The 26105-nt window shown below is 62.7% G+C and carries 23 protein-coding genes and 1 pseudogene; 11 read left to right on the top strand and 13 right to left on the bottom strand.

Annotated features, from left to right (window positions below; translation table 11 throughout):
- Positions 1-11: 11 nt before the first annotated feature.
- Genes FHX10_RS01720 through FHX10_RS01705 form a run of 4 tightly spaced genes read left to right on the top strand, consistent with a single transcriptional unit; the run spans position 12 to position 6234 of the window.
- On the top strand, positions 12-932 hold the full coding sequence (locus FHX10_RS01720; RefSeq protein WP_029867938.1) for a DUF58 domain-containing protein: 921 nt from the start codon (positions 12-14) through the stop codon (positions 930-932).
- Entirely contained in the window at positions 929-3742 is a 2814-nt protein-coding gene (locus tag FHX10_RS01715; protein WP_029867937.1) for a DUF4159 domain-containing protein, read from the top strand. Before FHX10_RS01720 ends, FHX10_RS01715 begins: the two co-directional genes overlap by 4 nt.
- A 1-nt stretch (position 3743) precedes the next feature.
- Positions 3744-5813: a membrane protein gene (locus FHX10_RS01710; protein WP_029867936.1), complete on the top strand. Its 2070-nt coding sequence runs from the start codon at positions 3744-3746 to the stop codon at positions 5811-5813.
- Positions 5814-5817: 4 nt separating this feature from the next.
- Positions 5818-6234, top strand: a complete 417-nt coding sequence (locus tag FHX10_RS01705) for a GNAT family N-acetyltransferase (protein WP_029867935.1) — start codon at positions 5818-5820, stop codon at positions 6232-6234.
- Here the strand turns inward: FHX10_RS01705 and FHX10_RS01700 are convergent, their stop codons facing one another.
- Positions 6235-6798, bottom strand: a complete 564-nt coding sequence (locus FHX10_RS01700; protein WP_080759849.1) for a GNAT family N-acetyltransferase — start codon at positions 6796-6798, stop codon at positions 6235-6237. It lies immediately after the preceding gene.
- A gap of 194 nt (positions 6799-6992) precedes the next feature.
- On the opposite strand from FHX10_RS01700, the gene FHX10_RS01695 reads away from it, so the two are divergent.
- Positions 6993-7979 (top strand): glutathione S-transferase family protein, encoded by a 987-nt coding sequence (locus tag FHX10_RS01695; protein WP_029867932.1) that lies wholly within the window; start codon positions 6993-6995, stop codon positions 7977-7979.
- Between the two features lie 6 nt (positions 7980-7985).
- Here FHX10_RS01695 and FHX10_RS01690 read toward each other — a convergent pair whose 3' ends face one another.
- Positions 7986-8465 carry an NUDIX domain-containing protein gene (locus FHX10_RS01690; RefSeq protein WP_029867931.1) on the bottom strand — a complete coding sequence of 160 codons (480 nt, stop codon included), beginning with the start codon at positions 8463-8465 and terminating at the stop codon, positions 7986-7988.
- Positions 8466-8535: 70 nt separating this feature from the next.
- Between FHX10_RS01690 and FHX10_RS01685 the strand changes: the two genes are divergently transcribed.
- From FHX10_RS01685 to FHX10_RS01670, 4 genes are all read left to right on the top strand, one after another.
- On the top strand, positions 8536-9444 hold the full coding sequence (locus FHX10_RS01685) for a metallophosphoesterase family protein (protein ID WP_029867929.1): 909 nt from the start codon (positions 8536-8538) through the stop codon (positions 9442-9444).
- 159 nt (positions 9445-9603) lie between these two features.
- Entirely contained in the window at positions 9604-10164 is a 561-nt protein-coding gene (locus FHX10_RS01680; RefSeq protein WP_029867928.1) for a tetratricopeptide repeat protein, read from the top strand.
- 187 nt (positions 10165-10351) lie between these two features.
- A complete protein-coding gene (locus FHX10_RS01675) occupies positions 10352-10861 on the top strand; it encodes an RNA polymerase sigma factor (protein WP_029867927.1) in 510 nt (169 codons plus the stop codon).
- Positions 10862-10863: 2 nt separating this feature from the next.
- Positions 10864-11706 (top strand): anti-sigma factor family protein, encoded by an 843-nt coding sequence (locus tag FHX10_RS01670; RefSeq protein ID WP_029867926.1) that lies wholly within the window; start codon positions 10864-10866, stop codon positions 11704-11706.
- Between the two features lie 97 nt (positions 11707-11803).
- On the opposite strand, the gene FHX10_RS01665 is transcribed toward FHX10_RS01670, so the two are convergent.
- Entirely contained in the window at positions 11804-12832 is a 1029-nt protein-coding gene (locus FHX10_RS01665; RefSeq protein WP_049813628.1) for a zinc-binding alcohol dehydrogenase family protein, read from the bottom strand.
- 5 nt (positions 12833-12837) lie between these two features.
- Between FHX10_RS01665 and FHX10_RS01660 the strand changes: the two are divergent.
- Positions 12838-13324, top strand: a pseudogene (locus tag FHX10_RS01660) (winged helix-turn-helix transcriptional regulator).
- A 12-nt stretch (positions 13325-13336) separates the two neighbouring features.
- Here the strand turns inward: FHX10_RS01660 and leuA are convergent.
- The 4 genes from leuA to FHX10_RS01645 all read right to left on the bottom strand — a co-directional run bounded on the left by leuA (position 13337) and on the right by FHX10_RS01645 (position 17386).
- Positions 13337-15070: a 2-isopropylmalate synthase gene (gene leuA / locus FHX10_RS01655; RefSeq protein ID WP_029867923.1), complete on the bottom strand. Its 1734-nt coding sequence runs from the start codon at positions 15068-15070 to the stop codon at positions 13337-13339.
- 157 nt (positions 15071-15227) lie between these two features.
- Positions 15228-15353 (bottom strand): hypothetical protein, encoded by a 126-nt coding sequence (locus tag FHX10_RS35410; RefSeq protein ID WP_254959063.1) that lies wholly within the window; start codon positions 15351-15353, stop codon positions 15228-15230.
- A gap of 60 nt (positions 15354-15413) precedes the next feature.
- On the bottom strand, positions 15414-16613 hold the full coding sequence (locus FHX10_RS01650) for a benzoate/H(+) symporter BenE family transporter (RefSeq protein WP_029867922.1): 1200 nt from the start codon (positions 16611-16613) through the stop codon (positions 15414-15416).
- 188 nt (positions 16614-16801) lie between these two features.
- Positions 16802-17386: an ATP-dependent Clp protease proteolytic subunit gene (locus FHX10_RS01645; RefSeq protein WP_029867921.1), complete on the bottom strand. Its 585-nt coding sequence runs from the start codon at positions 17384-17386 to the stop codon at positions 16802-16804.
- Between the two features lie 330 nt (positions 17387-17716).
- Here FHX10_RS01645 and FHX10_RS01640 point away from each other — a divergent pair, with 330 nt between their 5' ends.
- Positions 17717-18490, top strand: coding sequence for a DUF2076 domain-containing protein (locus FHX10_RS01640; RefSeq protein WP_029867920.1), 774 nt, complete (start codon positions 17717-17719; stop codon positions 18488-18490).
- Between the two features lie 134 nt (positions 18491-18624).
- Here FHX10_RS01640 and queF read toward each other — a convergent pair whose 3' ends face one another.
- From queF to FHX10_RS01610, 6 genes are all read right to left on the bottom strand, one after another.
- Positions 18625-19089: a preQ(1) synthase gene (gene queF, locus FHX10_RS01635; RefSeq protein ID WP_029867919.1), complete on the bottom strand. Its 465-nt coding sequence runs from the start codon at positions 19087-19089 to the stop codon at positions 18625-18627.
- Entirely contained in the window at positions 19089-20003 is a 915-nt protein-coding gene (gene emfA, locus FHX10_RS01630) for a CDF family cation efflux transporter EmfA (protein WP_047611305.1), read from the bottom strand. The genes queF and emfA overlap by 1 nt, the downstream gene beginning before the upstream one ends.
- Before the next feature lie 217 nt (positions 20004-20220).
- On the bottom strand, positions 20221-20892 hold the full coding sequence (locus FHX10_RS01625) for a DUF2161 domain-containing phosphodiesterase (protein WP_047611309.1): 672 nt from the start codon (positions 20890-20892) through the stop codon (positions 20221-20223).
- A gap of 15 nt (positions 20893-20907) precedes the next feature.
- Entirely contained in the window at positions 20908-21147 is a 240-nt protein-coding gene (locus FHX10_RS01620) for a hypothetical protein (RefSeq protein ID WP_029867916.1), read from the bottom strand.
- Positions 21148-21278: 131 nt separating this feature from the next.
- Positions 21279-23468 carry an anthranilate synthase gene (locus FHX10_RS01615; RefSeq protein ID WP_029867915.1) on the bottom strand — a complete coding sequence of 730 codons (2190 nt, stop codon included), beginning with the start codon at positions 23466-23468 and terminating at the stop codon, positions 21279-21281.
- A gap of 264 nt (positions 23469-23732) precedes the next feature.
- Positions 23733-25967, bottom strand: coding sequence for a TonB-dependent hemoglobin/transferrin/lactoferrin family receptor (locus tag FHX10_RS01610; protein ID WP_029867914.1), 2235 nt, complete (start codon positions 25965-25967; stop codon positions 23733-23735).
- Between the last annotated feature and the right edge of the window lie 138 nt (positions 25968-26105).

The following is a 26105-nucleotide window of genomic DNA, read 5'->3' as shown; positions in this document are numbered from 1 at the left end:
AAGCCGGACGCGTGGCATCTATCGGACAGATCGTCAATCCGACACCCGGCAGCGATGCCCTTTCCCGCGCCAGGCAGCGGGCCGCCCTGGTGCCGGACTGCCTGGTGGAAGCCAAGCGCATCGCCAACACGGTGATCGCCGGCTGGCATGGCCGCCGCAAGCGCGGCATCGGCGAGAATTTCTGGCAGTTCCGTCCCTATTCAGAGGGCGAGAGCCTGTCGCGCATCGACTGGCGCCGCTCCGCCCGCGACGACCACACCTATGTGCGCGAACGCGAATGGGAGGCGGCGCACACGATCTGGCTCTGGTGCGACATGTCGCCCTCGATGATGTACAAGTCGAGCTACGGCAATGTCTCCAAGGAAAGCCGCGCGCTGGTCATCATGCTGGCGCTTGCCGAAATCCTCGCCCGCTCCGGCGAGCGCATCGGCTGCCCCGGCATCATGGAACCCGCCTCCGCCCGCAACGCGGCCGAACGCCTCGCATCCGCGCTCATGCACACGCCGCTGACCGGCGGTCTGCCGGAAACGGCGATGATCCGCGGTTGGAGCGATCTCGTCCTCATCGGCGATTTCCTCGACGATGCGCCGGCAATCATGGAACGGCTCGGGCCGCTGGCCCGCCGCGGCCTGCGCGGCCACGTGGTCGAGATATCCGATCCCGCCGAAGAGATATTCCCCTATAGCGGCCGCACCGAATTCACCGATCCGGAGAGCGGCACCAAGCTCGTTTCCGGCCGCGCCGAACACATTCGCGAGGCCTATCGCAACGCCTACCTCGCCCGCAGGGACAGCCTCGGCCAGTCGCTGCGCCATCTCGGCTGGACCTTCGCAAGCCACCGCACCGATCATCTTGCTTCCGAGGCGCTGGTCGCGGTGCACATGTATCTGTCCGGCATGCCGGCCAAGGCGACTCATGGAGGGCAGCTATGAACGCCCTTCCCTTCGCTTTCGCCTATCCCGCCATTCTCGGCGCGCTCGTCGCCCTGCCCGTCATCTGGTGGCTGCTGCGGCTGACACCGCCACGCCCGAAGACCGAGGTCTTCCCGCCGCTGAAGATCCTCGCTTCCGTACTGAAACGCGAGGAGACCCCGGCGCAAAGCCCGTGGTGGCTGACGCTGCTGCGCATGCTGCTCGCCGCCGCCATCATCCTTGCGATCGCCGATCCGGTTTTCAATCCGCGCACCAGTTCGCTCGCATCGGGTGGCCCGCTCGTCCTCTTCGTCGACAACAGCTGGGCAGCGGCACCCGACTGGGAGCGCCGCATCCAGACCGCCGACGCGTTGATAGACGACGCCGAATCCGCCGGCACGCCGGTGTCGATCACCTTTACCGCCGATCCGACCAACGACGCCGTGCCCGGCACCGCCGCCGCCGCCCGAGACAAGCTGCGCGCCGCCGAACCGCGACCGCTGGTGCCAGACCGCGAACGCGCCTTCCAGGCACTGCGCGGCGCGTTGAACGGCATCAAGCCCGGCACCCTCGCCTTCCTCACCGACGGCGCCGCTGCCAAGGCCGACGACGCCACGGTGCGCAGACTCGCCGAACTCCAGCCCGTCGATCTCCGCCTGATCGAGGGCGATGCCGCAAGGACGGTCGCGATCACCGCCGCCAACAATGCGGCTGATGCCATGACCGTCAAGGTCACGCGGCTCAACAGTTCGCAGGCCGCATCGGTGGCGCTGAACGCCGTCGATACCCAGGGCCGCTCGATTGCCAACGGCAGGGTAGATTTCCGTCCCGGCCAGAGCGTCGCGACGAGTTCGATCACCGCCCCCTTCGAGATGCGCAACGATTTCGCGCGCGTCAGCGTCGACAACGGCGCCACGGCTGGCGCCGTCCACCTTCTCGACGACGCATTCAAGCGCCGCCGCGTCGTCTTGCTGTCGGGTGAAGGAGGCGATGAGTTCCAACCGCTGCTCTCGCCGCTCTATTATATCCAACGGGCACTGCAGCCCTATGCGGATCTGATCCAGCCCGCCGATTCCGATCTTTCGGTCGCGATACCAAAACTTCTCGCCAGCAATCCCTCCATCATCATCATGGCCGATATCGGCCGGCTGCCTGAGGAAACCTACGAGCCTCTGACGCGGTGGATATCGAATGGCGGCATGCTGCTGCGTTTCGCCGGCCCGCGCATGGCGGCTGCCCCCGCCGACGATCCATTGATTCCCGTCATCCTGCGCCAGGGGGAACGGGCGCTTGGCGGCACATTGTCCTGGAGCGAGCCGCAGTCGCTTGCCGAATTTCCGAATTTTGGGCCTTTCGCCGGCATAGCCCGCCCCGCCGATGTCGTCGTCAAGCGACAGGTGCTTGCCGAACCGACGCCCGATCTTGCCGAACGCACCTGGGCAAGCCTGGCTGACGGCACGCCGCTCGTCACGATGAAGCAGATCGCATCCGGCCAGATCGTCCTGTTTCATGTCACCGCCGAGGCCACCTGGTCCGATCTGCCGATCTCAGGTACCTTCGTCGACATGCTGCGTCACCTCCTGCAGATATCGCGATCGGGCGGCGTGACGTCGGAGGCGCGCGGCAATGCGCGTGTCTCCGAAACCCTGCCGCCATTCCGCATGCTCACGGCCAAGGGCACGCTCGTCTCCGAGACGGGCTCGGCGCGGCCGCTCATTCCGCAGGCCGGAGCCGAACCGACCGCGAATTTCGACAATCCGCCCGGGCTCTATGGCTCGGAGGATGGTTTCACCTCCCTGAACGTGCTGCCCGAGAACGCCGAACTGACGCCGCTCGACACAACCGGGACCAATGCCGTGCGCGAAGGCCTGATCGGCGGCGAAAGCTGGTCGGCAAAACCCGCACTCTTTTTCGCAGCCTTTCTGCTGCTCTTGGCCGACAGCCTGATCGTTCTCTTCATGAATGGCGCATTCTCACGATTGCGCCCGGCTGTCCGCACCGCAGCGATGGTCGCGGTCGCCGTCGGCGCCGGCTTCCTCGTGCAACCCGGCACGCTTCACGCCAACGATTCCCAACCCGGCGACGACCTCATCCTGCAGAGGCTCGATAACACCCACCTCGCCTATGTCGTTACTGGCGAACAGGAGGTGGACAATATTTCCGAGCGCGGTCTCGAGGGACTGACCCAGTTTTTGACTTTCCGCACGACGCTGGAGCCGGCGCCGCCGGTGGGCATCGATCTCACCAAAGACGAGCTGTCCTTCTATCCGATCATCTACTGGCCGGTTTCGGCAACGGCGCCGATGCCGTCATCGGCGGCGATCAGCCGCATCGACGCCTATATGCGCAATGGCGGCACCGTGCTTTTCGATACGCGCGACCAGATCAGCGCATTGGACAATGGCGGCAATGTCAGCGCCAACGGCGAGAGGCTACAGGCAATCCTCGCCAATCTCGACATTCCGCCGCTGGAGCCGGTGCCATCGGACCACGTGCTGACTAAATCCTTCTATCTCCTCTCGAGCTTTCCCGGCCGTTATACCGGCAGCCCCCTCTGGATCGAGGCGCGGCAGGGCGGCCAGGAGCCGAGCGAAAAATCGGCGGCGACGGCCGACGGCGTTTCGCCGATCCTGATCACCGGCAATGATTTTGCCGGCGCCTGGGCGATCGACGACAACGGCGTACCGATACTGCCGACCGTGCCGTCCGATGAAACGCAGCGCGAGTATGCCTACCGTTCCGGTGTCAACATCATGATGTACATGCTGACCGGCAACTACAAGACCGACCAGGTCCATGTTCCCGACCTTCTCGAACGGTTAGGACAATGAGATGACCTTCGATTTTTCGCCCTTCCTGCCCTGGTCGGTTCTGGCCGCACTGGCCGTCGTCAGCGCTGTTATCGCCGCCTTCGCGATCTGGCGCGGCATTCGCGGCGCCTGGATCAGAACGCTGGCGGCACTCGCCATGCTGACTGCGCTTGCCAATCCCGTGCTGCTGCAGGAGGACCGCGATCAGCTGTCGACGATCGTGCCTGTTCTCGTCGATCGCAGCCAGAGCCAGCAGACGCCCGATCGCGTCAAGATGACCGACGACGCGCTTGCGGCGCTGAAGGGACAGCTCGCTCGCTTCCCGCAGATAGAGCCGCGCTTCGTCGATGTCGAAGGCGACGTCAATTCCGACGTGCCGTCCACGCGCCTGTTCGACGCCCTGTCGGCCAATATCGCCGATGTTCCGCCCGCCCGCATCGGCGGCGCCATCATGCTGACCGACGGGGAGGTCCATGATGTTCCAGCCGCCAATCAGGCGCTCGGTTTCGACGCCCCGATCCATGGCCTGGTCACCGGCAAGGCCAACGAATTCGATCGCCGCATCCAAGTCATCAAGGGCCCGCGCTTCGGCATCGTCAACGAGGAGCAGCAGGTGATCCTGCGCGTCTTCGACGACGGCCCGAGCCCCGGCGGCACAGCCGATGTCACGGTGAAGCTGAACGGTGACGAGATCGCCACCCTGCAGGCGACCCCCGGGCAGGATACGCCCTTCTCCTTCAAGGTGCCGGGTGGCGGCAGCAACGTGCTCGAATTCTCGGTCGCAGCCCTTCCCGGCGAAGTCACCACCGCCAACAACCGCGCCGTCCACGTCATCGACGGCATCCGCCAGAATCTCCGCGTCCTGCTTGTCTCCGGCGAACCGCATGCCGGCGAGCGCGCCTGGCGCAACCTGCTGAAATCGGACGCGTCGGTCGATCTCGTCCACTTCACCATCCTGCGTCCGCCGGAAAAACAGGACGGCACGCCGATCAACGAGTTGTCGCTGATCGCCTTCCCGACGCGTGAGCTCTTCGTCGACAAGATCAAGGATTTCGACCTGATCATCTTCGACCGCTACCAGCACCGCGGCGTGCTGCCGCTGCTCTATTACGATTACATCGCGCAATATGTCGACAATGGCGGCGCGCTGCTGATCGCCGCCGGTCCCGAGCACGCCGGCCCCGATTCCATTGCACTGACGCCACTTTCCTCGGTCCTGCCGGCAACGCCCACCGGCCAGATGATCGAGAAGGCCTTCTATCCCCGCCTCTCCGAGGAAGGCCGCAAACATCCCGTCACGCGCGGCCTTGATGGTTCGGGCGAGGATCCGCCGCATTGGGGCCGCTGGTTCCGCAGCGTCGATGTCGACCGGCCGCAGGGCGAAACGATCATGCTCGGCGCCGACAACCATCCGCTGCTGGTGCTGAACCGCGCCGGCCAGGGCCGCGTCGCCATGCTGCTTTCCGATCAGGGCTGGCTCTGGGCGCGCGGCTTTGAAGGCGGCGGTCCGAACGTTTCGCTCTATCGCCGGATCGCCCATTGGCTGATGAAGGAGCCGGCGCTCGAGGAAGAAGCGCTGACGGCGCGCGCCTCCGGCCGGACCCTTGAAGTCACGCGCCAGACGATCGGCGACAATCCCGGCAACGCCACCGTGCGTTATCCCTCCGGCAAGACCGAAACCCTGCCGCTCACCCAGTCCGAACCGGGCCTCTACAAGGCCGAGAAGAGGATGGACGAGATCGGCCTTTTCGAAATCCGCAACGGCAAGCTATCGACGCTTGTTCATATCGGCGCCGTCGACGCACCGGAATTCAAGGCGATGATCTCGACGACCGATGTGCTGCAGCCGGTCGCCGACAGAAGCAAGGGTCTCGTCACCCGGGTCGCCAATGCGAATGGCGCGATCTCCGTCCCGCCGATCCTGCCGGTGCGCGGCCAGGTCCGCGTCGCCGACAATGATCGCATGATGATCCGCATGACCAGCGAGACGGTCTTGAAGGGCATCAACACGCTGCCGCTCTTTGCCGGGTTCGCCGGCGTCGGCATCCTGCTGCTCGCCTTCGGCGCCATGTGGTGGCGCGAAGGACGGTAATCTCATGCCGGAATTCGAGCTGACCGCCTCACCCTCGCCGGAGGAACTCGCGGCGATCACCGATGCGCTCTCGGCCTTCAACACCGGCGATGTCGGCCCCTCGGATCGCCGGCCGCTCGCCGTCCTCATCCGCGATACCGACGGCAAGGTGACCGGCGGTCTTTCCGGCTTTACCGCCTGGGGCTGGCTCTTCACCCAGATGCTTTATATTCCCGACACGCTGCGCGGCACCGGTCTCGCCGGCGAGATCCTCGCAAAAGCGGAAGACGAGGCGAGAACCCGGGGATGCCGCGGCGCCTGGATCGACACTTTCAGCCCGCTGGCGCTGCGAGCCTATCTGCGTCAGGGTTATGAGGTTTTCGGGGAGCTTCAGGATTTCCCGGAAGGCCGCACGCGCAGCTTCCTCCGCAAAAACCTCTGATCATCCGTGCCAGGCGATGATGCCCTTCAGCCGTTCGTGCACGCCCTCGGCGATCGGAACGACGAGCACGCGGCCGGGATCGACGGGGCCAGGGAAGGACAGCGCGTTGTAGGCGACCTTCTCGAAGCCGAGCGGGCCGTAATAGGGCGGATCGCCGACGAGGATGACGGCTTCCGAGCCCTTGCGTCTAGCCGCCTCCACGGCGATCCGCACCAGCTCCCGGCCGATGCCCTGATTCTTATGGGAGGGGCGGACGGCGAGCGGGCCGAGCAGATGCCCCTTCACGGAGCCTGCCAGCACCGGCGTCATGCGCACGGAGGCGATCGTCTCACCGTCGTCGGCGCAGATGAAGGAGAGCGACAGATCGTGCGGCCCCTGCTCGCGGATGCGCGCGGCGGCACGCGTGAAACGGCCAGGACCGAAGGCTTCTTCGTTGATGTGTTCGATGGCGGCGTCGTGGGACGCGTCTTCGGTGAGGTAGACGAGATCGTGCTTGTACATGATGACAGAAACCGGATGGACAGATTGATGGGTCTCGAACACGCCTTGGGCGTTCGGGAACATCAGCGTCGTCGCGGGTTTCTGGAAATGAACATCAAGCAGGGGTCCGAAAATCGTGAAAAGGCCGATAGCAGGAAAAATTTCCGTCGTCCAACGCAAAATGCACGACGTGACGCTCTGTTCAATCTTTGCCGCCTGTAAAGCCCTGCCATCTGCGATATCTTCCGTTCCAACACGCAATCAAAGGGATGAACACCATGGGAATGCTGGTGGATGGCGTCTGGCATGACGTCTGGTACGACACGAAGGAGAGCAAGGGCCATTTCAAGCGGCAGCCCTCGCAGTTTCGCAACTGGGTGACGTCGGACGGTGAAGCCGGCCCTTCCGGCGCCGGCGGCTTCAAGGCCGAGGCCGGGCGTTACCACCTCTATGTCTCGCTTGCCTGCCCCTGGGCGCATCGCACGCTGATCTTCCGCAAGCTGAAGAAGCTCGAAGGGCTGATCTCGGTCTCCGTCGTCGATCCGCTGATGGCGGAGAATGGCTGGGAGTTCAAGGTCGGCGACGGCGCCACCGGCGACCAGCTCTTCGGTGCGTCCGCGCTCTGGCAGATCTATGTCAGAGCCGATCCGCACTATTCCGGCCGCGTCACCGTTCCCGTGCTCTGGGACAAGAAAACCGGCACGATCGTCAGCAACGAATCCGCCGAGATCATCCGGATGTTCAATAGCGCTTTCGACGGCTTGACCGGCTCGAAGGCCGATTTCTATCCCGAGGATATCCGTGCCGAAATCGATGCGCTTAATACTACCGTCTACGACACCGTCAACAACGGCGTCTACAAGGCGGGTTTTGCCACAACCCAGGCGGCCTATGAGGAAAACGTCGGCAAGCTGTTCGAAACGCTCGACATGCTCGACGAACGCTTGGGCAAGGGCCGCTACCTCTTCGGCAACAGATTGACCGAGGCCGACTGGCGCCTGTTCACCACGCTGGTGCGCTTCGACCCCGTCTATGTCGGCCATTTCAAGTGCAACATCCGCCGCATCGCCGATTACCGCAACTTACCCGGTTATCTCAGGGACCTCTACCAGACGGCGGGCGTTGCCGGGACGGTGAACCTGCACCACATCAAGCAGCATTATTACCGCAGCCACAAGACGATCAATCCGACCGGCATCGTCCCTGTCGGTCCGGCGCTCGATCTCGACAGCCCGCATGGCCGCGCCAGGCTAAATGCCGCCTGATACTTCTTACCAGCGGTGATCGGGCTCCTGCTCGCCCCGAAGCTCGGCGAGGCGGCGATGCGTCGCCTCGGTCGTACCCTCGGGCAGGCTGTCGAGGAAAAAGAACCCGCTGTCGGAGATTTCCCAGTCCGGCGGACGGGGCGCCGTCTGCTCGACGGTCGCCCTGTAGAACACGACATGGTCGCGCCGGGTCGTCGTGGTATTGAAGTAGACCTGGACCAGTTCCGGCTTGCCGATGATCCTGAGGTTGCCCTCCTCGCGTAGCTCCTTGACCAGCGCTTCTTCTACCGTCTCGTTACGCTCCAGTCCGCCGCCCGGCATATGCCAGCCACCGATATAACTGTGACGCACGAGAAAAATCCGGCCGTCCGCATCGAAGCAGGCGGCCCTGACGCCCATCGTCATGCCGCGGGCGAAGGAGAAATAAACATGCAGCAGGCGCAAGGCCAGCCTGATATGAGGGGGGCGCTTCTCTTTATCCACCATGGTTCCGTTTCGGCTATTCATCGCGCCGGATGTGTTTGATTTGTCAATAAGCTGGTCTATGTCTCGTAGCATGTTCAAGCTCGCGCATATTTCCGACGTCCACCTCGGACCGCTGCCCCGCCTTTCCATTCAAGAGCTGTTTTCAAAACGCATAACCGGCTTTGTGAACTGGCATCGAAACCGACGCAAGCACCTTTTCGGCAGCACGCTGGATCTGCTGCTTGAGGATATCCGCGCCCGCCAGGCCGATCACCTGGCCGTCACCGGCGACCTCGTCAATCTGGCGAGCGGCATCGAGATCCGCGCCGCCGCCGCCTGGCTGCGCACGCTCGGCGATCCCGCCGACACCTCGGTCGTTCCCGGCAACCACGACGCCTATGTGCCGGGCGCCTATGAGAAGTCAATGCGCGCCTGGTACGATTATGTCCGCGGCGATCTCGCCCCGCCGCAATGGCAGGAGGATCGCCACGTCTTCCCCTATCTGCGCATCCGCGACAAAGTCGCGATCGTCGGTTGCTCGACGGCGGTCGCCACCCCTCCCTTTGCCGCTTCCGGCTTTTTCGGCGCGCGCCAGGCCCGCGACACCGTCAACATGTTGCGCGCGGCCGGCGAAGCCGGTCTCTTTCGCGTCGTCATGATCCACCATCCGCCGATCCGCGGCGCCACGGCCTTCTACAAACGGATGATCGGCATCCGCCGCTTCGCCGCCGTAATTTCGACGGGCGGCGCCGAACTCGTGCTGCACGGCCATACGCACCTGAACACGCTGCACTGGCTGCGCGGCCAGGTGCAGCCGGTGCCCGTCGTCGGCATCGCGTCGGCGTCGCAGGGACCCGGCAGCATCAAGCCGCCTGCCGCCTATAACCTCTTCTCCATCGAGGGCTCTCCAGGTGCCTGGGAACTCCGCGGCGAGCGTTTCAGCCTCAACAGGGCCGGCGACGCGGTGATACCGGAAAGCGCCGATATTTTCGCGCGTTAGCACCAGTTCCAGACTCTGTTTGTGCCGCACTTGAATCGATCTGCGAAGAGATCAGACCATCGTCGCGACATTTGCCGTGGAGGTTGCTTACCCTCTTGGTATTTTTAATGGTAAGCGTACAATTCCAGCAACAGCATCGCCTGAGAACGGAGCCCGCCCATGACTTCTCCTTTCCGTCGCCTGTCCAGATTTTCGCTCGCCGCCGGCTTTGCCTTCGGCATCGCCACGGCCGCTTTCGCGGTCGGCGACAACAACGATGACACCAATCCGCCGCCGAAGACGCAGACGACCAAGACCTGCACCGGCGGCAAGGTCTGGGACAAGGCCAAGAAGGAATGCGTCAACCCGAAGAAGAGCAGCTTCAACGACGACGATCTCTATAAATTCGCCCGGGAATTTGCCTATGCCGGCCAATATGACAACGCCATCACCGTGCTCAATCTCGCCCGCAACCAGAACGACCCGCGCATCCTGAACTATCTCGGCTACGCCAACCGCAAGGCCGGCCGGATGGAGCTCGGCATGTCCTACTACCGCAAGGCGCTGCAGGCGGATGAGAATTACATCCTCGCCCGCTCCTACATGGGCATGGCGCTGGTCGAACAGGGAGACATTCAGGGCGCCCGCGTTCAGCTCGTCGAAATCCGTGATCGCGGCGGCGAAGGCACCTGGGCCTATCGGGCTCTGCTGCAAAGCTTGAACGGCTACAAGACATATTGACGCAAGCTTGGCGGGCCATAATACGAAATTCCCTTGGGAAAGAGGGATGAAGACGACCGGATGCTTGCGCAGTGCAGGAGACTTGTTTCATAAAGCACATGCATCGCCGGCGTCGATAAGGTCGGCTTCGCGCCCGAGGGCAATCCCTTCGTCCGCGAAACCATTGTGAATGCTTCTTGGATAGACAATGCGTCAACCCGCAACGACCATCGATCTCCGACGTGATCTCGTCGGCCTTCTGCCCCGCCTTCGCCGCTTCGCGATCACGCTCGCGGGTGAGGTTTCCGTGGCCGACGAACTCGTTCAGGCCGTCTGTCAGCGCGCCATCGCCAAGGGTCATCAATGGAGCGGCGAAGGCCGGCTGGAAAGCTGGATCTACACGCTTGCCCGCCAGCAATGGACTGACGACAGCCGCAAGCGCAAGCCGAAGGCTTCCGTCCGCGGCAACGTCACCGATCTTCGTGAGGCTGCACGCGAACGCTCGGCTGCCGTCGATCCCGACGCCATCCATCACATGATCGCCGATATGCCGGATGGCGTTTCCAGCATGTTCCTGCTTGTCGACGTCGAAGGCCACAGCTACCAGCAGGCGGCCGACATTATGGGCATCCCAGTGGCAAGCGTCGTTTCGCAGCTCGCCGCCGCAAGGCTGCACTTTGCCGAGCTTGCCGGCACCCACCCGATCCACAGGTACTGAATTTGCTCGATCTTAGGAAATTGCCGCTCGAAGTCCAGCTTACCGCCCTTCTCGACGGCGAAGTCTCGCCCGAACAAAGGCACGAACTGGAGCAGCGTCTGGCAAGCGACGAGAATGCGCGCCGGCTGCATGAGAAGCTGCGCCACGGTGCCGATTTCGGCCGCCGGCGCCTCGACGATATCCTGAAGGAGCCGGTGCCGCTCGCCCTCGTCCGCTCCATCAAGAGCACGCAGCCGCCGAAGACGCCGATCGCCCAGCGTGCCACGCGCCCGCAGGTGAAACTGGCGCCGAGCGGCCCGCAGGCGCTGGCCGCCGCTCTGATCCTCTTCGTCGTCGGTTGCGGCATCGGCTATTTCGTCGGCACCAGCCCCGATGCCGACGAAATCGCCACCACGACCGCCGCCACGGCGCCGGCCAATACCAGCGACTGGTTGGGCGACGTCACCGCCTATCAGCGCCTGCTGATCCGCCAGCCCCGTCACCTCGTCGAAGTGCCCGCCTCGCAAGCCGAGGAAATCTCCAGCTGGCTGACGACCGCGATCGGCGTGCCCTTCCGCGTGCCCGATCTCAGCGCCGAAGGCTGGACCTTCCAAGGCGCGCGCGTCATCCTCGGCGACAGCCGCCCTGTCGGGCAGCTCGTCTATTCCAACGCCGATGGCGACGTTATCTCCATCTGCTTCCGCAAAGACGCGCAGCCGCCGGAGACCGACGACTTCAAGGAAACGATCAAGGACGAGATCGGCCTGGTAACCTGGCACAATGCCGGCACCTCCTATGTGCTGGCCGGTCCCTCCGCCGAAGCAACGCTCGGCCAGCTCGCCATGGAGATCGCCACGGCGATCTAGCGCATCGCCCGAAAATCGGAATCGATTTTCGGAAAGCACGATGCGTCGGTTCAAACTGTTAGAGCGTCCTTTGTGCGTCCGAAAGGACGCACGGTGCTTAAGGGGCCAAGTTTTTTGGCATCGCGTCGGGCTCGCTTTCTTGGATTGACGGCGTCAACACCACTTTTCCGACCGCCCTCCGCTCCTCAATGACGCGATGCGCCTCCGCGGCTCGATGCAGTGGGAAGCGACCGCCTTCGACAACCGTCAGCGCGCCCGTCGCCGCAAGATCGAAGAGCGCGCCAAAATCCTTTGGCACAGCTTGGAGCGTCAGCAGCGGCAACAGCGAAAATCCCTTGATCGACTGGTTCTGATCAAGCATGCGCTCGATATCGGCGACCCCAAGCCCGAATCGTCCCATCGCCGTCAGCACCAGCTCGCCGCAAGGCGCCAGCGCATCGAGCGTCGCCCTTGAAACCGCGCCGCCGACGGTTTCATAGATGATATCCGCGCCGAGCCCTCCGCTCAGCCCCTTGACCTCCTCCTGCCAGCGGGGCGCCGTATAGTCGACCACATGATCGGCGCCGAGAGACAGGGAAAGCGCCCGTTTCTCCTCGCTGCTCGCCGCCGCGATCACCATCTTTGCGCGGTCGCGTCTTGCAAGCTGCAGCAGCAGCGAGCCGACACCGCCGGCTGCCGCATTGACGAGGACGATTTTGCCATTGACGGGGCTGCTGCGCAGGAGATGCAGCGCCGTCAGTCCCTGCACCATCAGCGCCACAGCCATCGTGAAGGAGACAGCATCCGGCAGCGGCACCACCGCCCCGCCGTCGACCGCGACGAACTCGGCATAACCGCCCGAACCGCGGCCGATCGCAAAGAGAGGAACGGCAACCCGCGTGCCGATGAGCGAGCGATCGGCACCGGGCCCCGCCCGCTCGATGATACCCGCGACCTCGACACCGGGAAACATCGGCAGGTCGGGCGATACGGCATAGCGATCGGCCCGCACCAGTACCTCGAAGAAATTCACGCCGGCCGCATGAACGCGGATGAGAACCTCACCCGGCCCCGGCTCGGGAACCGGCAGTTCCACCACCTCGAGGACTTCGGGCGGACCGAAGCGCGTGAATTGGATCGCTTTCATAACAGATGAACCTCACGTCTGATTTGGCGTGGGGCAGGTTTAGCAATAGGATATCCTGTAAAAATACACACTCTTTCGTGCCATACCCACCAGGAGGTGACCATGGCTGAGCCGATGAAAAGACTCCCCGAGCTGCCGGTCGAGCGCGCGCTGAAAGTGATTTCAGGGCGCTGGAAGCCGGTCATCCTCTACTACGTCTTCTCCGGCCCGAAGCGTCTTTCGGAGCTAAAGCGCATGATGCCTGCCATTAGCCAGAAGGTGCTGATCCAGCAGCTGCGCGAAATGGAGGAACATGGGCTGGTTGCGCGCCGGATCTTTACCGAAATCCCCGCCCGCGTCGAATACAGCGCGACCGAACTCGGTCTCGGCCTCGAACCGGTGCTGCTGGCGCTCTGCCAATGGGGCCAGCGCCATGCCGAGGCGCGCAACGAAGCCCGCGATATCGCCGACTGCATCGTCAGACCGCGCCGCACCGATACGATCGCGGCCTGAGTTCCTTTGAGATCAGGCCTTGCCGGCCTTCACCTCGAGCACACGGTTGGCGGCCGAGACGATCGCCTCCAGCGACGCCGCGACGATGTTGGTATTGATGCCGGCGCCGAAGAGCTTGCCGCCGGGATAGGAGGTCTCGACATAGGAGATCGCCGCCGCATTCGAGCCGTGCTGCAGCGAATGCTCGGAATAGTCCTCGACCGACATCTCGATGCCGAGATAATGCGACAGCGCGTTGATGAAGCCGTCGATCGGGCCGTTGCCACGCCCTTCGATGCGCTTGATCTCGCCATTGTCGGTGATCTCGGCGGCCACGACCCGTTGGCCCTTGCGCTCAGTATCGGGATAGGTGTGGTGGTCGACGAATTTCAGGCGCGCGCTCGGCTGCGTCACGTAGCGCTCGATGAAACGATCGTGAATGCGCTTCGAAGGAAGCTCCTTGCCCTCTACGTCGGTAATGCGCTGAATGTCCTCGCGGAACTCGACCTGCAGGTTGCGCGGCAGGTTCAGCCCGTAATCCTGCTGCAGGATGTAGGCAATGCCGCCCTTGCCGGATTGCGAGTTGATGCGGATGATCGCCTCGTAGGAACGACCGACATCACGCGGATCGATCGGCAGATACGGGACCTCCCATACGGGATGGTTGGCGACCTGTGCTGCCTTCATGCCCTTGTTGATCGCATCCTGATGCGAGCCGGAGAAGGCGGTATAGACCAGTTCGCCGACATAAGGATGGCGCTCGCCGATCGCCATCTGGTTCGAATATTCGAACACTTCCTTGATGCGCTCGATATTCGAGCAGTCGATCCCGGGATCGACGCCCTGGGTGAACATGTTCAGCGCCATGGTCACCATGTCGACATTGCCGGTGCGCTCGCCATTGCCGAACAGCGTGCCTTCGACACGGTCGGCGCCTGCCAGCAATGCCAGTTCGGCAGCGGCAATGCCCGTGCCGCGGTCGTTATGCGGATGCAGCGAAATGATCAGGTTCTCGCGATTGTCGAGATTGCGGCACATCCATTCGATCTGGTCGGCATAGACGTTCGGCGTCGCCATCTCGACGGTGGACGGCAGATTGATGATCAACTTGTTATCGGGCGTCGGTTTGACGACCTCGATGACGCCGTTGCAGATTTCCAGCGCCACCTCGAGTTCGGTGCCGGTGAAGCTCTCTGGCGAATATTCGAAACGGTAGCCGCCGCCGGCCTTGGTGGCCATATCGGTGATCATCTTGGCGGCATCGACGGCGATCTGCTTGATGCCCTGCACATCCTTGGCGAAGACGACGCGGCGCTGCAGCTCGCTGGTCGAGTTATAGAAATGCACGATCGGCCGGTTTGCGCCTTCCAGCGCTTCGAAGGTACGGGTGATGAGTTCCGGGCGGCATTGCACCAGCACCTGCAGGGAGACGTCGGCGGGCACATTGCCCTCCTCCACGCACCAGCGGGCAAAATCGAAGTCGGTCTGCGAAGCCGAGGGGAAGCCGATCTCGACTTCCTTGAAACCCATATCGAGCAGCAGTTGGAACATGCGCGCCTTGCGGTCGTGGCCCATCGGATCGACCAGCGCCTGGTTGCCGTCGCGCAGGTCGACCGAGCACCAGACCGGCGCCTTGGTAATGGTCTTCGTCGGCCATGTGCGGTCGGGAATGTTTACCTGCGGATAGGCCCGGTATTTCACCGCGGCGTCAGGCATGCCTTTTGCGGGGGTGGTCTTGTTCTGGGAGGATTGCGTCTTCGCGTCCATCGTATCGTCTCCTCGTCCCGGCATTTGCCCCGCCTCTTAGCCGATCGTGTCGGGCTTGGCGATAAACAAATGCGGACCTTTGTCGGTCGTTAGGTCAATTTTGAAAGTGAGTCGCGAGGAGCGATGGCCGGGCGGGCTTTCGGCCGCCGGGCGCTCCTCAAAGGACCCGGCAACCGCGCGTAAGGCCGAGGAGAAGAAGCGAGGTCAGGGCGCGCGTATTGTCACGCAGGGCGATGCGGCCGCGTGCAATGCTGTTGGAAATCTTGGCGCCAGTGGTCTTCATGGCCGCGCTTATAACCTCGGGCAGTGGAACTGGCAAGCCCTCAGGCACAACGACCTTCCGCTATCTCGACGAGGCCCGGTCTTTCCAAATCTTCACTAGCCGGGACAGGGCGAGCATCAGCCCGCCCGCGATCAGGCCCCAGAAGGCGCCTGATATGCCGCCGAAGGAAACGCCGGAGGCGGTGACGAGGAAGGTGATCGCCGCCGCCTCGCGCGAATCCGGCACCTGGAACGCCGACATTGCCGAGGACGAGAAGGCGCCGACCAGGGCCAGCCCCGCCACCGCCTCGATCAGGATCGAAGGCGCGAGCGCGACGAAGGCCGTTACCGCGCCGGCGAGCAGCCCGAGGATGACATAACCGACGCCGGCGATCAGCGACGCCCAATAGCGCCGCTTCGGATCGGTATGGGCATCCTGCCCGGCACACATCGCCGCGGTGATTGCCGCCAGATTGACGGCGTGGCCACCGAATGGCGCCGACAGCAGCGAGAAGAAGCCGGTGACGGCAAAGAGCGGACCGGGCTTGGGATCGTAGTGATTGACCTTCAGGACCGCGATACCCGGGATATTCTGTGAGGCCATGGTGACGATGAAAAGCGGCAGCGCGATCGAGACGAGGCCGGCAAGATTGAACACCGGCCGGACGATCTCCGCCGTCGGCACCAGCGATTGTTCCAGCGATCTGAGCGCACCCTCGGGGATATCGACGCCGAAGGCGAGCACCAGCGCGAAGGCTGCGAGTGCCGCCGGCACCGCCCAGAGCCGCTTGAAGGCGCCGACGACGATCCAGGCGACAACGATCGGCAGGCCGAACAGCGGATTGAAGCCGATTGCCTTCACCGGCGCGAAGCAGAGGCCGATCAGCACGCCGGCGAGCATCGCATTGGCGAGCGGCGCCGGAATGGCGGCCACCGCCCGACCGAGCGGCTTGAAAAGCCCCGCGACGATGATCAATACAGCACAGATAAGGAATGCCCCGACCGCCGCATTGAAGCCGCCCTCGATAGCCCCGGTGCTTGCCAGCAGTGCGGCGCCCGGCGTCGACCAGGCAATGCTGATCGGCAATCGGGTCACGGCGCTCAGCACGATCGCGCAGATGCCCATGGAAATCGACAACGCCATCAAGCCCGAAGCCGCCTGAGCATCCGTGGCGCCGACCGCCTGCAGCCCGTGCAGCACAACGGCAAAAGAGCTGGCGGAACCGACGAAGGCAGTCAGCAGCCCCATGAACAGGGCCTGGACGGAAAAATCTTTGAGCATGGCGGACTCGTGGGCTGCAGGAGTGACGCATGGAGCATGATGGCTGCCGCAGGCGCAAGTCCGGAATCAGCGCTTTCCGTTCAACCCTTGCGGATAACCGTCTTCATTCAAACCAGCCGAAGATAAAACGCCCTCGCCTGCGATCGGCAGGCAAGGGCGGCTTCTTGGCAGCTTTTGGCTGAGAAAGCTCAGATGTCGGACTGCGACGTCACAACCCGCGAAACGAGGCCATAGTCCTTCGCCTCTTCGGCAGAAAGCCAGTAGTCGCGATCCGTATCCTTGGCGATCTTGTCGAGCGGCTGGCCGGTGGCCGCCGCCATGATCCTGTTCAGGCGCTCATTCATCTTGATGATCTCGCGCGCCTGGATCTCGATGTCGGATGCCATGCCGCGCGTGCCGCCGGAGGGCTGGTGCAGCAGGAAGCGCGTGTTCGGCAGGCACAGGCGCCGCTCTTTCGGAACCGCGACATAGATCAGCGCGCCGGCCGAGGCGACCCAGCCCGTGCCGATCATCCAGACCTTCGGCTTGATGAACTTGATCATGTCATGGATGGAATCGCCGGATTCGACGTGGCCACCGGGCGAATTGACATAGATGCGGATGTCCTCGTCACTGGCTGCGGCAAGCGCCACCAGCTGCGAGCAGACCTTCTGCGCCAATTCCTGATTGATCGGTCCGTAGATGAAGATCGAACGCGACTTGAAAAGATTCGCCTCCGTTTCCTTGCCGAGCGGCAGTTCCTTCGTCTTGTCGTCCTGGTCTTCGTCGTTCATTCGAACCTCTTGGAGATGAATTCGGGTTCCTCGCACATAGTGCGACTCAATGCCTAAAACAATGCGGGAAAAACACAAGGCACCGAAGCGATGCAGATATCCTTAAGAAGCCGCGCGCCGTTCTGCAAGCCTTACTGAATTGTAACGGTGAAAGGCTTTGAAAAGCCAAAATCGGTTCCTACCTCAGCCTCACGCGGCAAACGCCGCCAGCGCATAACCCCGAAATCGGAATCGATTGTCGGAAAGGATTATGCGCAGTTTTAAATTGATAGAGCGTCCTTAGCGCGTCCTATCGGACGCGCGGCGCTCTAGATCATTAGGAGACAGGACATGTCACCGGAAGAACGCCAACTGCTGACCGCCCTCTTCGACCGCGTGCGCACCGCCGCGGCCACACCGCGCGACCGCGAGGCTGAAGCGCTGATCGACCAGGCAACGCGCGAACAGCCATCGGCCACCTATTATCTGGCCCAGGCCGTCATCGTTCAGGAAAAGGGGCTGGAGGCGGCCGCCAATCATATCAAGGAACTCGAAGAGCATATCCGCCAGCTGGAAGCCGGCGCCAGTGAACACCACCAGGCCGAACAGGGCGGCGGCTTCCTGAGCTCGATCTTCGGCAATACGCAGACCCAGCAGCCCGCGCCTGTCCCCTCCAACCCCGGCCCATGGGGCCAGGCCTCCCGCGGTTATGACGAGCCCCGTGGCTACGACCGTGATGCCCGCCAGCCGCCGCAACAGCCGTCCGGCCCCTGGAGCCAGCAGGCCTATGCGCCATCGGCCGGCGGCAGCTTCCTGCGCGGCGCGCTCGGCACGGCAGCGGGCGTTGCCGGAGGCATGCTGCTTGCCAATTCGCTGAGCGGCATCTTCGGCAACCACATGTCCTCGCTCGGCTGGGGCTCGCCCTTCGGCGCCAACCCCTTCGGCAATGCCAGTGCGCCGACCGAAGAAACCGTCATCAACAATTATTACGGCAACGACGACACCCGCCAGGCCTCGGACAACGCAAGTGACGACAAGGACGCCAACGTGCAGCAGGCCGACTACGACGATGGCGACGACGATTATGTTGACGATTCGTCCGGCAACGACGTCACTGATGCTTGAGGTTTAAGGGCCAAGGAACGGCGCCAGTTGGTTTTACATGCCGCGCTGTTGCCCGGCCCTTCGCTTGGGCTCAGGGCGTTCGCCGCTGCAATCGATTCACTGGATCGATTGCTCGGGCTTTGCCCGACCGCGGCTCACCCACGCCCGCGATAGGTGGCAACACCCTGCTCCGGCAGCCACACGCCTTCCGGCGGCCTGCCCGTCTGCCAGAAGACGTCGATCGGAATGCCTCCGCGCGGATACCAATAGGCGCCTATCCTCAGCCACCGGGGATCGAGCAGCTCGACGATGCGCTTGGCGATGTAGATCGAACAATCCTCGTGGAAAGCGCCGTGATTGCGGAAGGAATGCAGGAAGAGCTTCAGCGATTTCGATTCCACCAGCCATTCGCCCGGAATGTAGTCGATGACGATATGGGCGAAATCCGGCTGCCCGGTCATCGGGCAGAGCGAGGTGAATTCCGGCGCGGTGAAGCGCACAACGTAGTCGGTACCGGCATGGTTGGACGGCACTTTTTCAAGCACCGCCTCCTCCGGCGATTGCGCGGTTTCGGTTTGCTGACCCAGCATCGACAGGCTGGAAACATCGGTACTCGGCATCATGCCTCCTTGACGACTTTGACGCGGATGCCGTGAGCCTTTTCGCCCTCGGGCTCCACGTGAATTGCGATAGTGGCGCCCTCGTGCACTGCCCTGATGGCATCCTCAAGGCGATCGCATATATCATGCGCCTGTCGCACGGACATCCCGCCGGGCACCACCATGTGAAAATCGATGAAGGTGACGGTGCCCGCCCGCCTCGTCTTCAGGTCATGCACGCCGATGGAGCCCGCCGCATGGGTGGCGATCGCCTGCTTGATCGCCTCCTCTTCCTGTGGCTCGACCGCCTGGTCCATCAGCCCGCCGATCGATTGCGAGATCACCTTCCAGCCCTGATACAAGATGTTGACGGCAACGAGGATGGCAAGCACCGGGTCGAAGATCGCATAACCTGTCGCCAGCGCCAGCAGCAGGCCGACGAGCACGCCGATGGAGGTCACCACATCGGACATGATATGCTGACCGTCCGCCATCAGTGCCGCCGAGCGATGCCTGCGCCCAGTGCGGATCAGCAACCGCGCCCAGATCGCGTTGATGACGCCGGCCGCGAAATTGATCGCAAGGCCGAGGACGGGTGCATCCAGCATGCGCGGCTCGGCGAGATAACCGATCGCCTCGGTGACGATCAGCAGGGCAGCGACGACGATCAGCACGCCTTCGGTGACGGCAGACAGATATTCCGCCTTGTGATGGCCGAAGGGATGGTCGTGATCGGCAGGCTTCTGCGCATAGCGGATGACGAAGAAGGCGACGAAGGCGGCAACGACGTTGACCGAGGATTCGAGCCCGTCGGACAGCAGCGCCACCGATCCGGTCACCCACCAAGCCACCATCTTCAGGCCCATGACACCGAGCGACAGCGGAATCCCCCACATCGCCAGCTTCCGAACCGTAAGATCGCCATTGTCACTCATATCGTTCCCCTGCGGTTGCGAATGAATTGCAGAATTCAAGCCGTTGAAACGCAAAACCGCCCACGCGAATGTCGCGCAGGCGGTTCAGTTAAGGGTGATATGGGCGATGACGGCGGATTTGTCAAAGGGGAATGACAAGTCGTTCACAGGCGTTGCCGTGTCCGGTCGGAAAGCGGCATACTGAGCGATCCCGCCGATGCTCCCTACAGCGCAGCTTTCAAGGTGGCGGGTCGGAAAATACAGGCTGCGGCCAGCGTAGAAGAGCGGCCTGCCCTGCAGGCGTCAGGGCATAAACGCCTTTTTCCATGCGCTCGAACCATCCGTAGACGTTGTCGCGCAGGATCGGGCCGGCCTTGGGCGTAAGCGCCTTCATATCCCGCGGCCGCGCCAATCCCCGCTCGAGTGCGGCGGCGCACAACAGCGCCTGCTGGCGATAGGCGGTCATGATCGGCGCCCGCGAGCCGCCGCCGACGGCCGGATCACCGCGGCGGCGCTGATGCTCCTTGACGAGGCGCGAGCGCCGCTTCGGATTGGTGCGCGGCATCGGCGAGACGGAGCTGACGATGACGCTGACCTCGCCGCCATCGGAAACGCCGAGCATGCCGATGCCGAGGCGCCGGCAGAGGTCGCGGTAGCGTCTGTCGGCCTCTCGCCCGCGCCCCTTGGCGGAAACGCGGGCCGCGATCCAGACCTCATCGCTCATCGCCGCCCGGTCGACCGCCTGCAGAAGCAGTTCGAGGTTGAAGGAGAGTTTGAGTTCGCAGACCACCACGACCGGCGGCTCGCCATCGCTCAACCCCACGAGATCGCATCCGCCGACCTCGCCCTTGACGACATAACCGGCCGCCTCCAGGAAAGCTTTGACCGGCAGGTAGAGTGATGTCTCCATGCTGAAAACCGCGCCTCAGGCGGCGTTGAGATCGGCAATCTCGCCATATCGCGCGAGCAACCGCGGCGACGACATGTCGCCGGTTTCTTCATCGACGATTACGGCATAGGCCGCCACGCCGACGAAACGCTGCGCCATCGCCGAAGCGATCTTTTCCGCGCTGACGGAGGTCGATGCCTGGCGCATTTCACCGGGCACGAGATTGCCGCGGTTCTTACGATAAGGGAGAATGATGAACTTTTCAGCATTGGCCACGGCGACGGGCTCCGATTGATCGTTCCTGAAATGTTCTGATTTACGGGAAGAAGTCAACCGAACTCTGATGTGAACGCCGCTGACCCGCCTTTCCCTTCCCGCAAAGCAGGAAGGGAGAGGTGGAATTGCGCTCAGGCAGCTTTGGTCTTCACCTTGCGCGCCAGATGCGCCACCACATTCTCGATCATCCGCATGCCGGCATCGCCGCCGAGCGTCATGATCGATTCGGGGTGGAACTGCACCGCGGCGATCGGCTCCTTCTCATGTTCGATGCCCATGATCGTGCCGTCTTCGCTTTCCGCCGTGATGATGAACTCGCGCGGCAGCGTCGAAGGATCGGCGAAGATCGAGTGGTAGCGGCCGACCGTCACCTCCTTCGACAGGCCGGAGAAGACGATGCCCGGCTCCAGCACGCGGATGCGCGATGGCTTGCCGTGCATCGGCAGGGCCAGATGGCGCAGTTCCCCACCATAGGCTTCGGCAAGCGCCTGCAGGCCGAGGCAGACGCCGAAGATTGGCAGATTGCGCGCCCGCGCCTTCTTGATCGTCGCCTTGCAGTCGAAATCCTTGGGGGTTCCGGGGCCAGGCGACAGCACGACGAGGTCGGGATTCAAACGGTCGAAGATTTCCTCCGGCACCGGCGTGCGCACGGTCGAAACCGTCGCCCCCGTCTGGCGGAAATAGTTGGCGAGCGTGTGAACGAAGCTGTCCTCATGATCGATCAACAGGATGCTGACACCCTTGCCGACGCTTGCGACGTCGCGCTGGATCTTGCCGGAATTACCGGTCTTGGCATCGCGGATGGCGGAAAGCATGGCGGAGGCCTTCAGTTCGGTTTCGGCTTCTTCTTCCTCTGGAATGGAATCATTCAGCAGCGTAGCACCAGCGCGCACCTCGGCGATGCCGTCCTTGATGCGCACGGTGCGGAGCGTCAGGCCGGTGTTCATATCGCCGTTGAAGCCGACCATGCCGATCGCCCCACCATACCATGCCCGTGGGCTCTTTTCATGGCTTTCGATGAAGCGCATCGCCCAGAGCTTCGGGGCGCCGGTGACTGTGACGGCCCAGGCATGGCTGAGAAAACCGTCGAAGGCATCCATGTCGTCGCGCAGCCGTCCCTCGATATGGTCGACCGTGTGGATGAGGCGCGAATACATCTCGATCTGCCGGCGGCCGATCACCTTGACCGAGCCCGGCTCGCACACCCGGCTCTTGTCGTTACGGTCGACATCCGAGCACATGGTGAGTTCGGATTCGTCCTTCTTCGAATTCAAAAGCTTGAGGATCTGCTCGCTGTCGGCAATCGGATCGTCGCCGCGCTTGATGGTGCCCGAGATCGGGCAGGTCTCGATGCGGCGGCCGGAAACGCGCACGAACATTTCGGGCGAGGCGCCGACCAGATATTCCTGATGGCCGAGATTGATGAAGAAGGAATAGGGCGACGGATTGATCGCCTTCAGCCGCCTGGAAATATCGGAAGGCTTGCTGTCGCAGCGTTCCATGAACTTCTGCCCCGGCACGACTTCGAAGAGGTCGCCCTTGCGGAAACTTTCCTTCGCCTTGGTGACAAGATCGGCATATTCGCCCGGCCGGTGATCGCTCTTCGGCGGAATGGAATCCGTATGCTGGAAGGGGTCGGGCGCGATATCCTGGGCCTTGCCCTCGGTCGAAACCCCGCCTTTTTCGAAATCGTAACGGTCGATCCAGGCCTTGGCGGCATAATTGTCGACGACGAGGATCTCGTCCGGCAGGTAGAGCACCATGTCGCGCTGGTCGGCGGGCCGCGTCAGCTTCAGATCGATCGCGTCGAACTGGAAGGCGATGTCGTAGCCGAAGGCGCCGTAAAGCCCGAGGCTCGCATCCGCCTGCGAATAGAACAAATCGGTCACGGCGCGCAGCACGGTGAAGACCGTCGGCATCTTCGAGCGCTCTTCCTCGGTGAACACCCGGTCCGGTGTCTTGACGGTCAGGTCGAGGCGACGGGCAGAGGAAGCGCCGAGCACAAGGTCGGCCACCGTCTTCAGCCGCTCGGTTACGAAGCCGAGGATCACTTCGCCACGTTCGTTAAAGGCTTCGATCCAGACGTCGCGCCCGAAGGAGGAGATGCCGAGCGGCGGATCGACGACGGCAGTATCCCAACGCGTGTAACGGCCCGGATATTCGTAGTTCGACGAGAACACCGCACCGCGGCGCTCGTCGAGCTTGTCGACATAGGAAGAGACCGCATCGCCGTAGGGAATCGCCCGCCGCTGCCGCGTGACGGATATCCCGCCCTTGGTCTCGTAGATTTCCGCACCATCATCCCGCAGGATCGTTACCATTGTTCCACTCCGTTATCGGGGCCCGGACGACAGGCGGCCATAAAACAAAAAAGCCGCCTCGAAGTTTCGGGCGGCTCACTCGTCGTCTTTGGACACGATTGGTCGAGGCCGCCTTAGCGAACCCACCACCAAACAGCAATGTTCAAGGACTTGATCATGAAAAATTGTTAGCCTGAGATCAGCCATTGCGCAAGAGGCGATTGCGGGATTGAAAAAGGGCGGCCCGAAAGCCGCCCTCCCCCAGCCTTGAAAGCGTGATCGCGATCAGAAAGTCTTGGTGATCGACACCTTGAACGTACGGCCCGGCTCCGAATACCATTCTTGCGGCTGCGACGCAGTCACCGAGGTCAGGTTGACGTCGCGCACGGCGAGCGCGTTGTAATGCTCCTGATCGAAGATGTTGTAGACACCCCCCTGGATACGCAGACCCTTCAACTGTTCCGGCGTCCACCATGCCGTCAGATCGACGACACCATAACCTGGCGCATCGAATGTGGTCGCAACATCGTCGTCAGGCATGGCTGCCGAGAGCGTCGAGGAAAGATCGAAACCGTAGTTGTCGTTGCTCCAACCGCCGCCGATGATCGCCTTGAAGGGAGCAACCGATCGCAAGTATTTGCCCGTATCCTCGTTGCGGCCATAGGCATAGGCAAGCGACGCATGCAGGTTGATGCCATTGTTGAATGTCTTGACGGCACTGGCTTCAATACCCGAAATTGTGGCCGCAGAAACGTTCGTGTAGTTGAACTCCGTAAAGCCGGTCGCGTCCCGGCTTGTCACCGTCTCTATAAAGTTCTGGTAGCGGGTGTGAAAAGCCGCAACCCGACCGGTAAAATCGCCCGTGTCGAAATTGGCGCCGATTTCGACGCCGCGGCCGATTTCCGGCTCCAGATCGGGATTGCCGAGCTGGGCGTAGCGGCCCGTCGGATTATAGAAGCGGCTGTAGAGCTCGTCCACGGTGGGTGCGCGGAAGCCAACGGCCAGCTGTGCGTAAAGCTGCACGTCGGGCGTCAGGTCATATGTGGCAAGGATCTTCGGCGACAGGCCGGCTTCCGTCCGGTCGTTCAGGTCCCCGAAACGAGTAAGCCCGGTATTGCTTGCGAAACTTCCGCCGGTCGACGGATTGTAGTTGAACCAGTCGAAGCGGAAGCCGGGTGTCAACGCGAAGCCGGTATTGCCGATTTCGATCTTGTCTTCGAAGGTCAGCCCCAGGTTCTGGCTGTCGACATTGGGCACTTCCGCCTGGTTGTTCAGCGCCGGGCACGTTGTGGGCGTCGGGCAAAGTGCCCAGCTATACTGGCTCCAGCTGGAAATGCCGACGTCGAGGCCCACGCGAACGGAGTGGCTGAGACCGGAATATTCGAAATCCTTCGTCGCCGTGCCGCTGAAGCCCCAGGTTTCGTTTTCTATCTGGTTGTTACGGCCATAGGCCACATTGGTGGTCGTACGGCCCCGGCTGCCGGCTTCCTTCTTCAAATCCAGCCAATAAAGCGTTGCGCGCGCACTGCTGAAGAATGCGTCGGAAGACTGCGCCTCATAATCGTAATCGAGAGAAACGCGGTCGCGGTCGCGCAGTTCGCGGCCGTCATAATTGTCGATCCGGAAGTTGCGCGGCGTCGTGCCGCCCTGGAGCTCGCGCAGGTCGGTCTTGAGATCGCGGCGGAAGCGTTCGGCCGTCAGGCCGATGCGATGACCGCCTTCCAGCTCCTGTCGCAGCTTGAAGAGCAGGTTGTGCTGGTCGAAATCGGCGGGATCCGCCTCGGTGCGAGAGCGGCCATAGCTGTCGTTGTCGCCCATATTGTCGCGTTCATGGCCCTTGCGGTAGCCGCCCTGAAACAGGATCGACGTGTTGCCGATCTTCTTGGCAGCGGCGGCCGAGCTGGAAATGCTGCGATTTTCGCTGTCGTATGTCGACTTGACGATCGCACCCCAATCCCGGCCTTCGGGAATGAGATCCTCCGGCTCGAGCGTATTGAGAACGATGGCGCCACCGAGCATGCCCGAGCCGCCCTTGCTCGAATCTGCGCCACGCACGATATCGAGCGACGACAGCGAATCGAAATCGAAGGTATCGCCGCCGCCATTGGCGTTGGCCGGCGCGAAAGCACCCTGGCGCGAACTGTTCGAAATATATGGGATCGGAATGCCGTCAATGGTGGTCAGGATGCGAGCGCCGGAGAGGCCGCGCAGGTTGAAGCCCGCGTCGCCACGCGAGTAGTTCACACCTGCATCGACGCTGCGGCCAATATCGTCGAAATTGGTGACCTGCTTCTCTTCGAGCGTCTTGGCGGTGATCTCGGTCGCAAGCGGCGTGTCGGCGACGCTGCCCGGCGCCACGCGTTTGCCCTTGACGACGATCTTCTGCAGGACGGTGCTGTCTTCTGCGGTGGCTTGCGGCGTCGTTGCCGGAGCGCTTTGCGCGAAAGACTGCGAAACAGGAAAAACAACTGTGGCTGCCGTGCAGACCAACAAAACCGAACGCCAATGCCGGACGATCATAACCTACCCTCTAATGATGATTACCGGGCTGGCTGGTCGTGGCGCGTCAAACGCTCGAGGGGCTGGCTGGGCTTTTGCGGATGAAGGCGACGCAGAATTTCTGCCTTCTTTTTGCCGCATAAAAAACATGAGTTCTAT

It is taken from the genome of Rhizobium sp. BK591, assembly GCF_014195045.1.
Lineage (GTDB): Bacteria > Pseudomonadota > Alphaproteobacteria > Rhizobiales > Rhizobiaceae > Rhizobium > Rhizobium anhuiense.
This window is presented reverse-complemented; position numbering and strand designations above follow the sequence as displayed.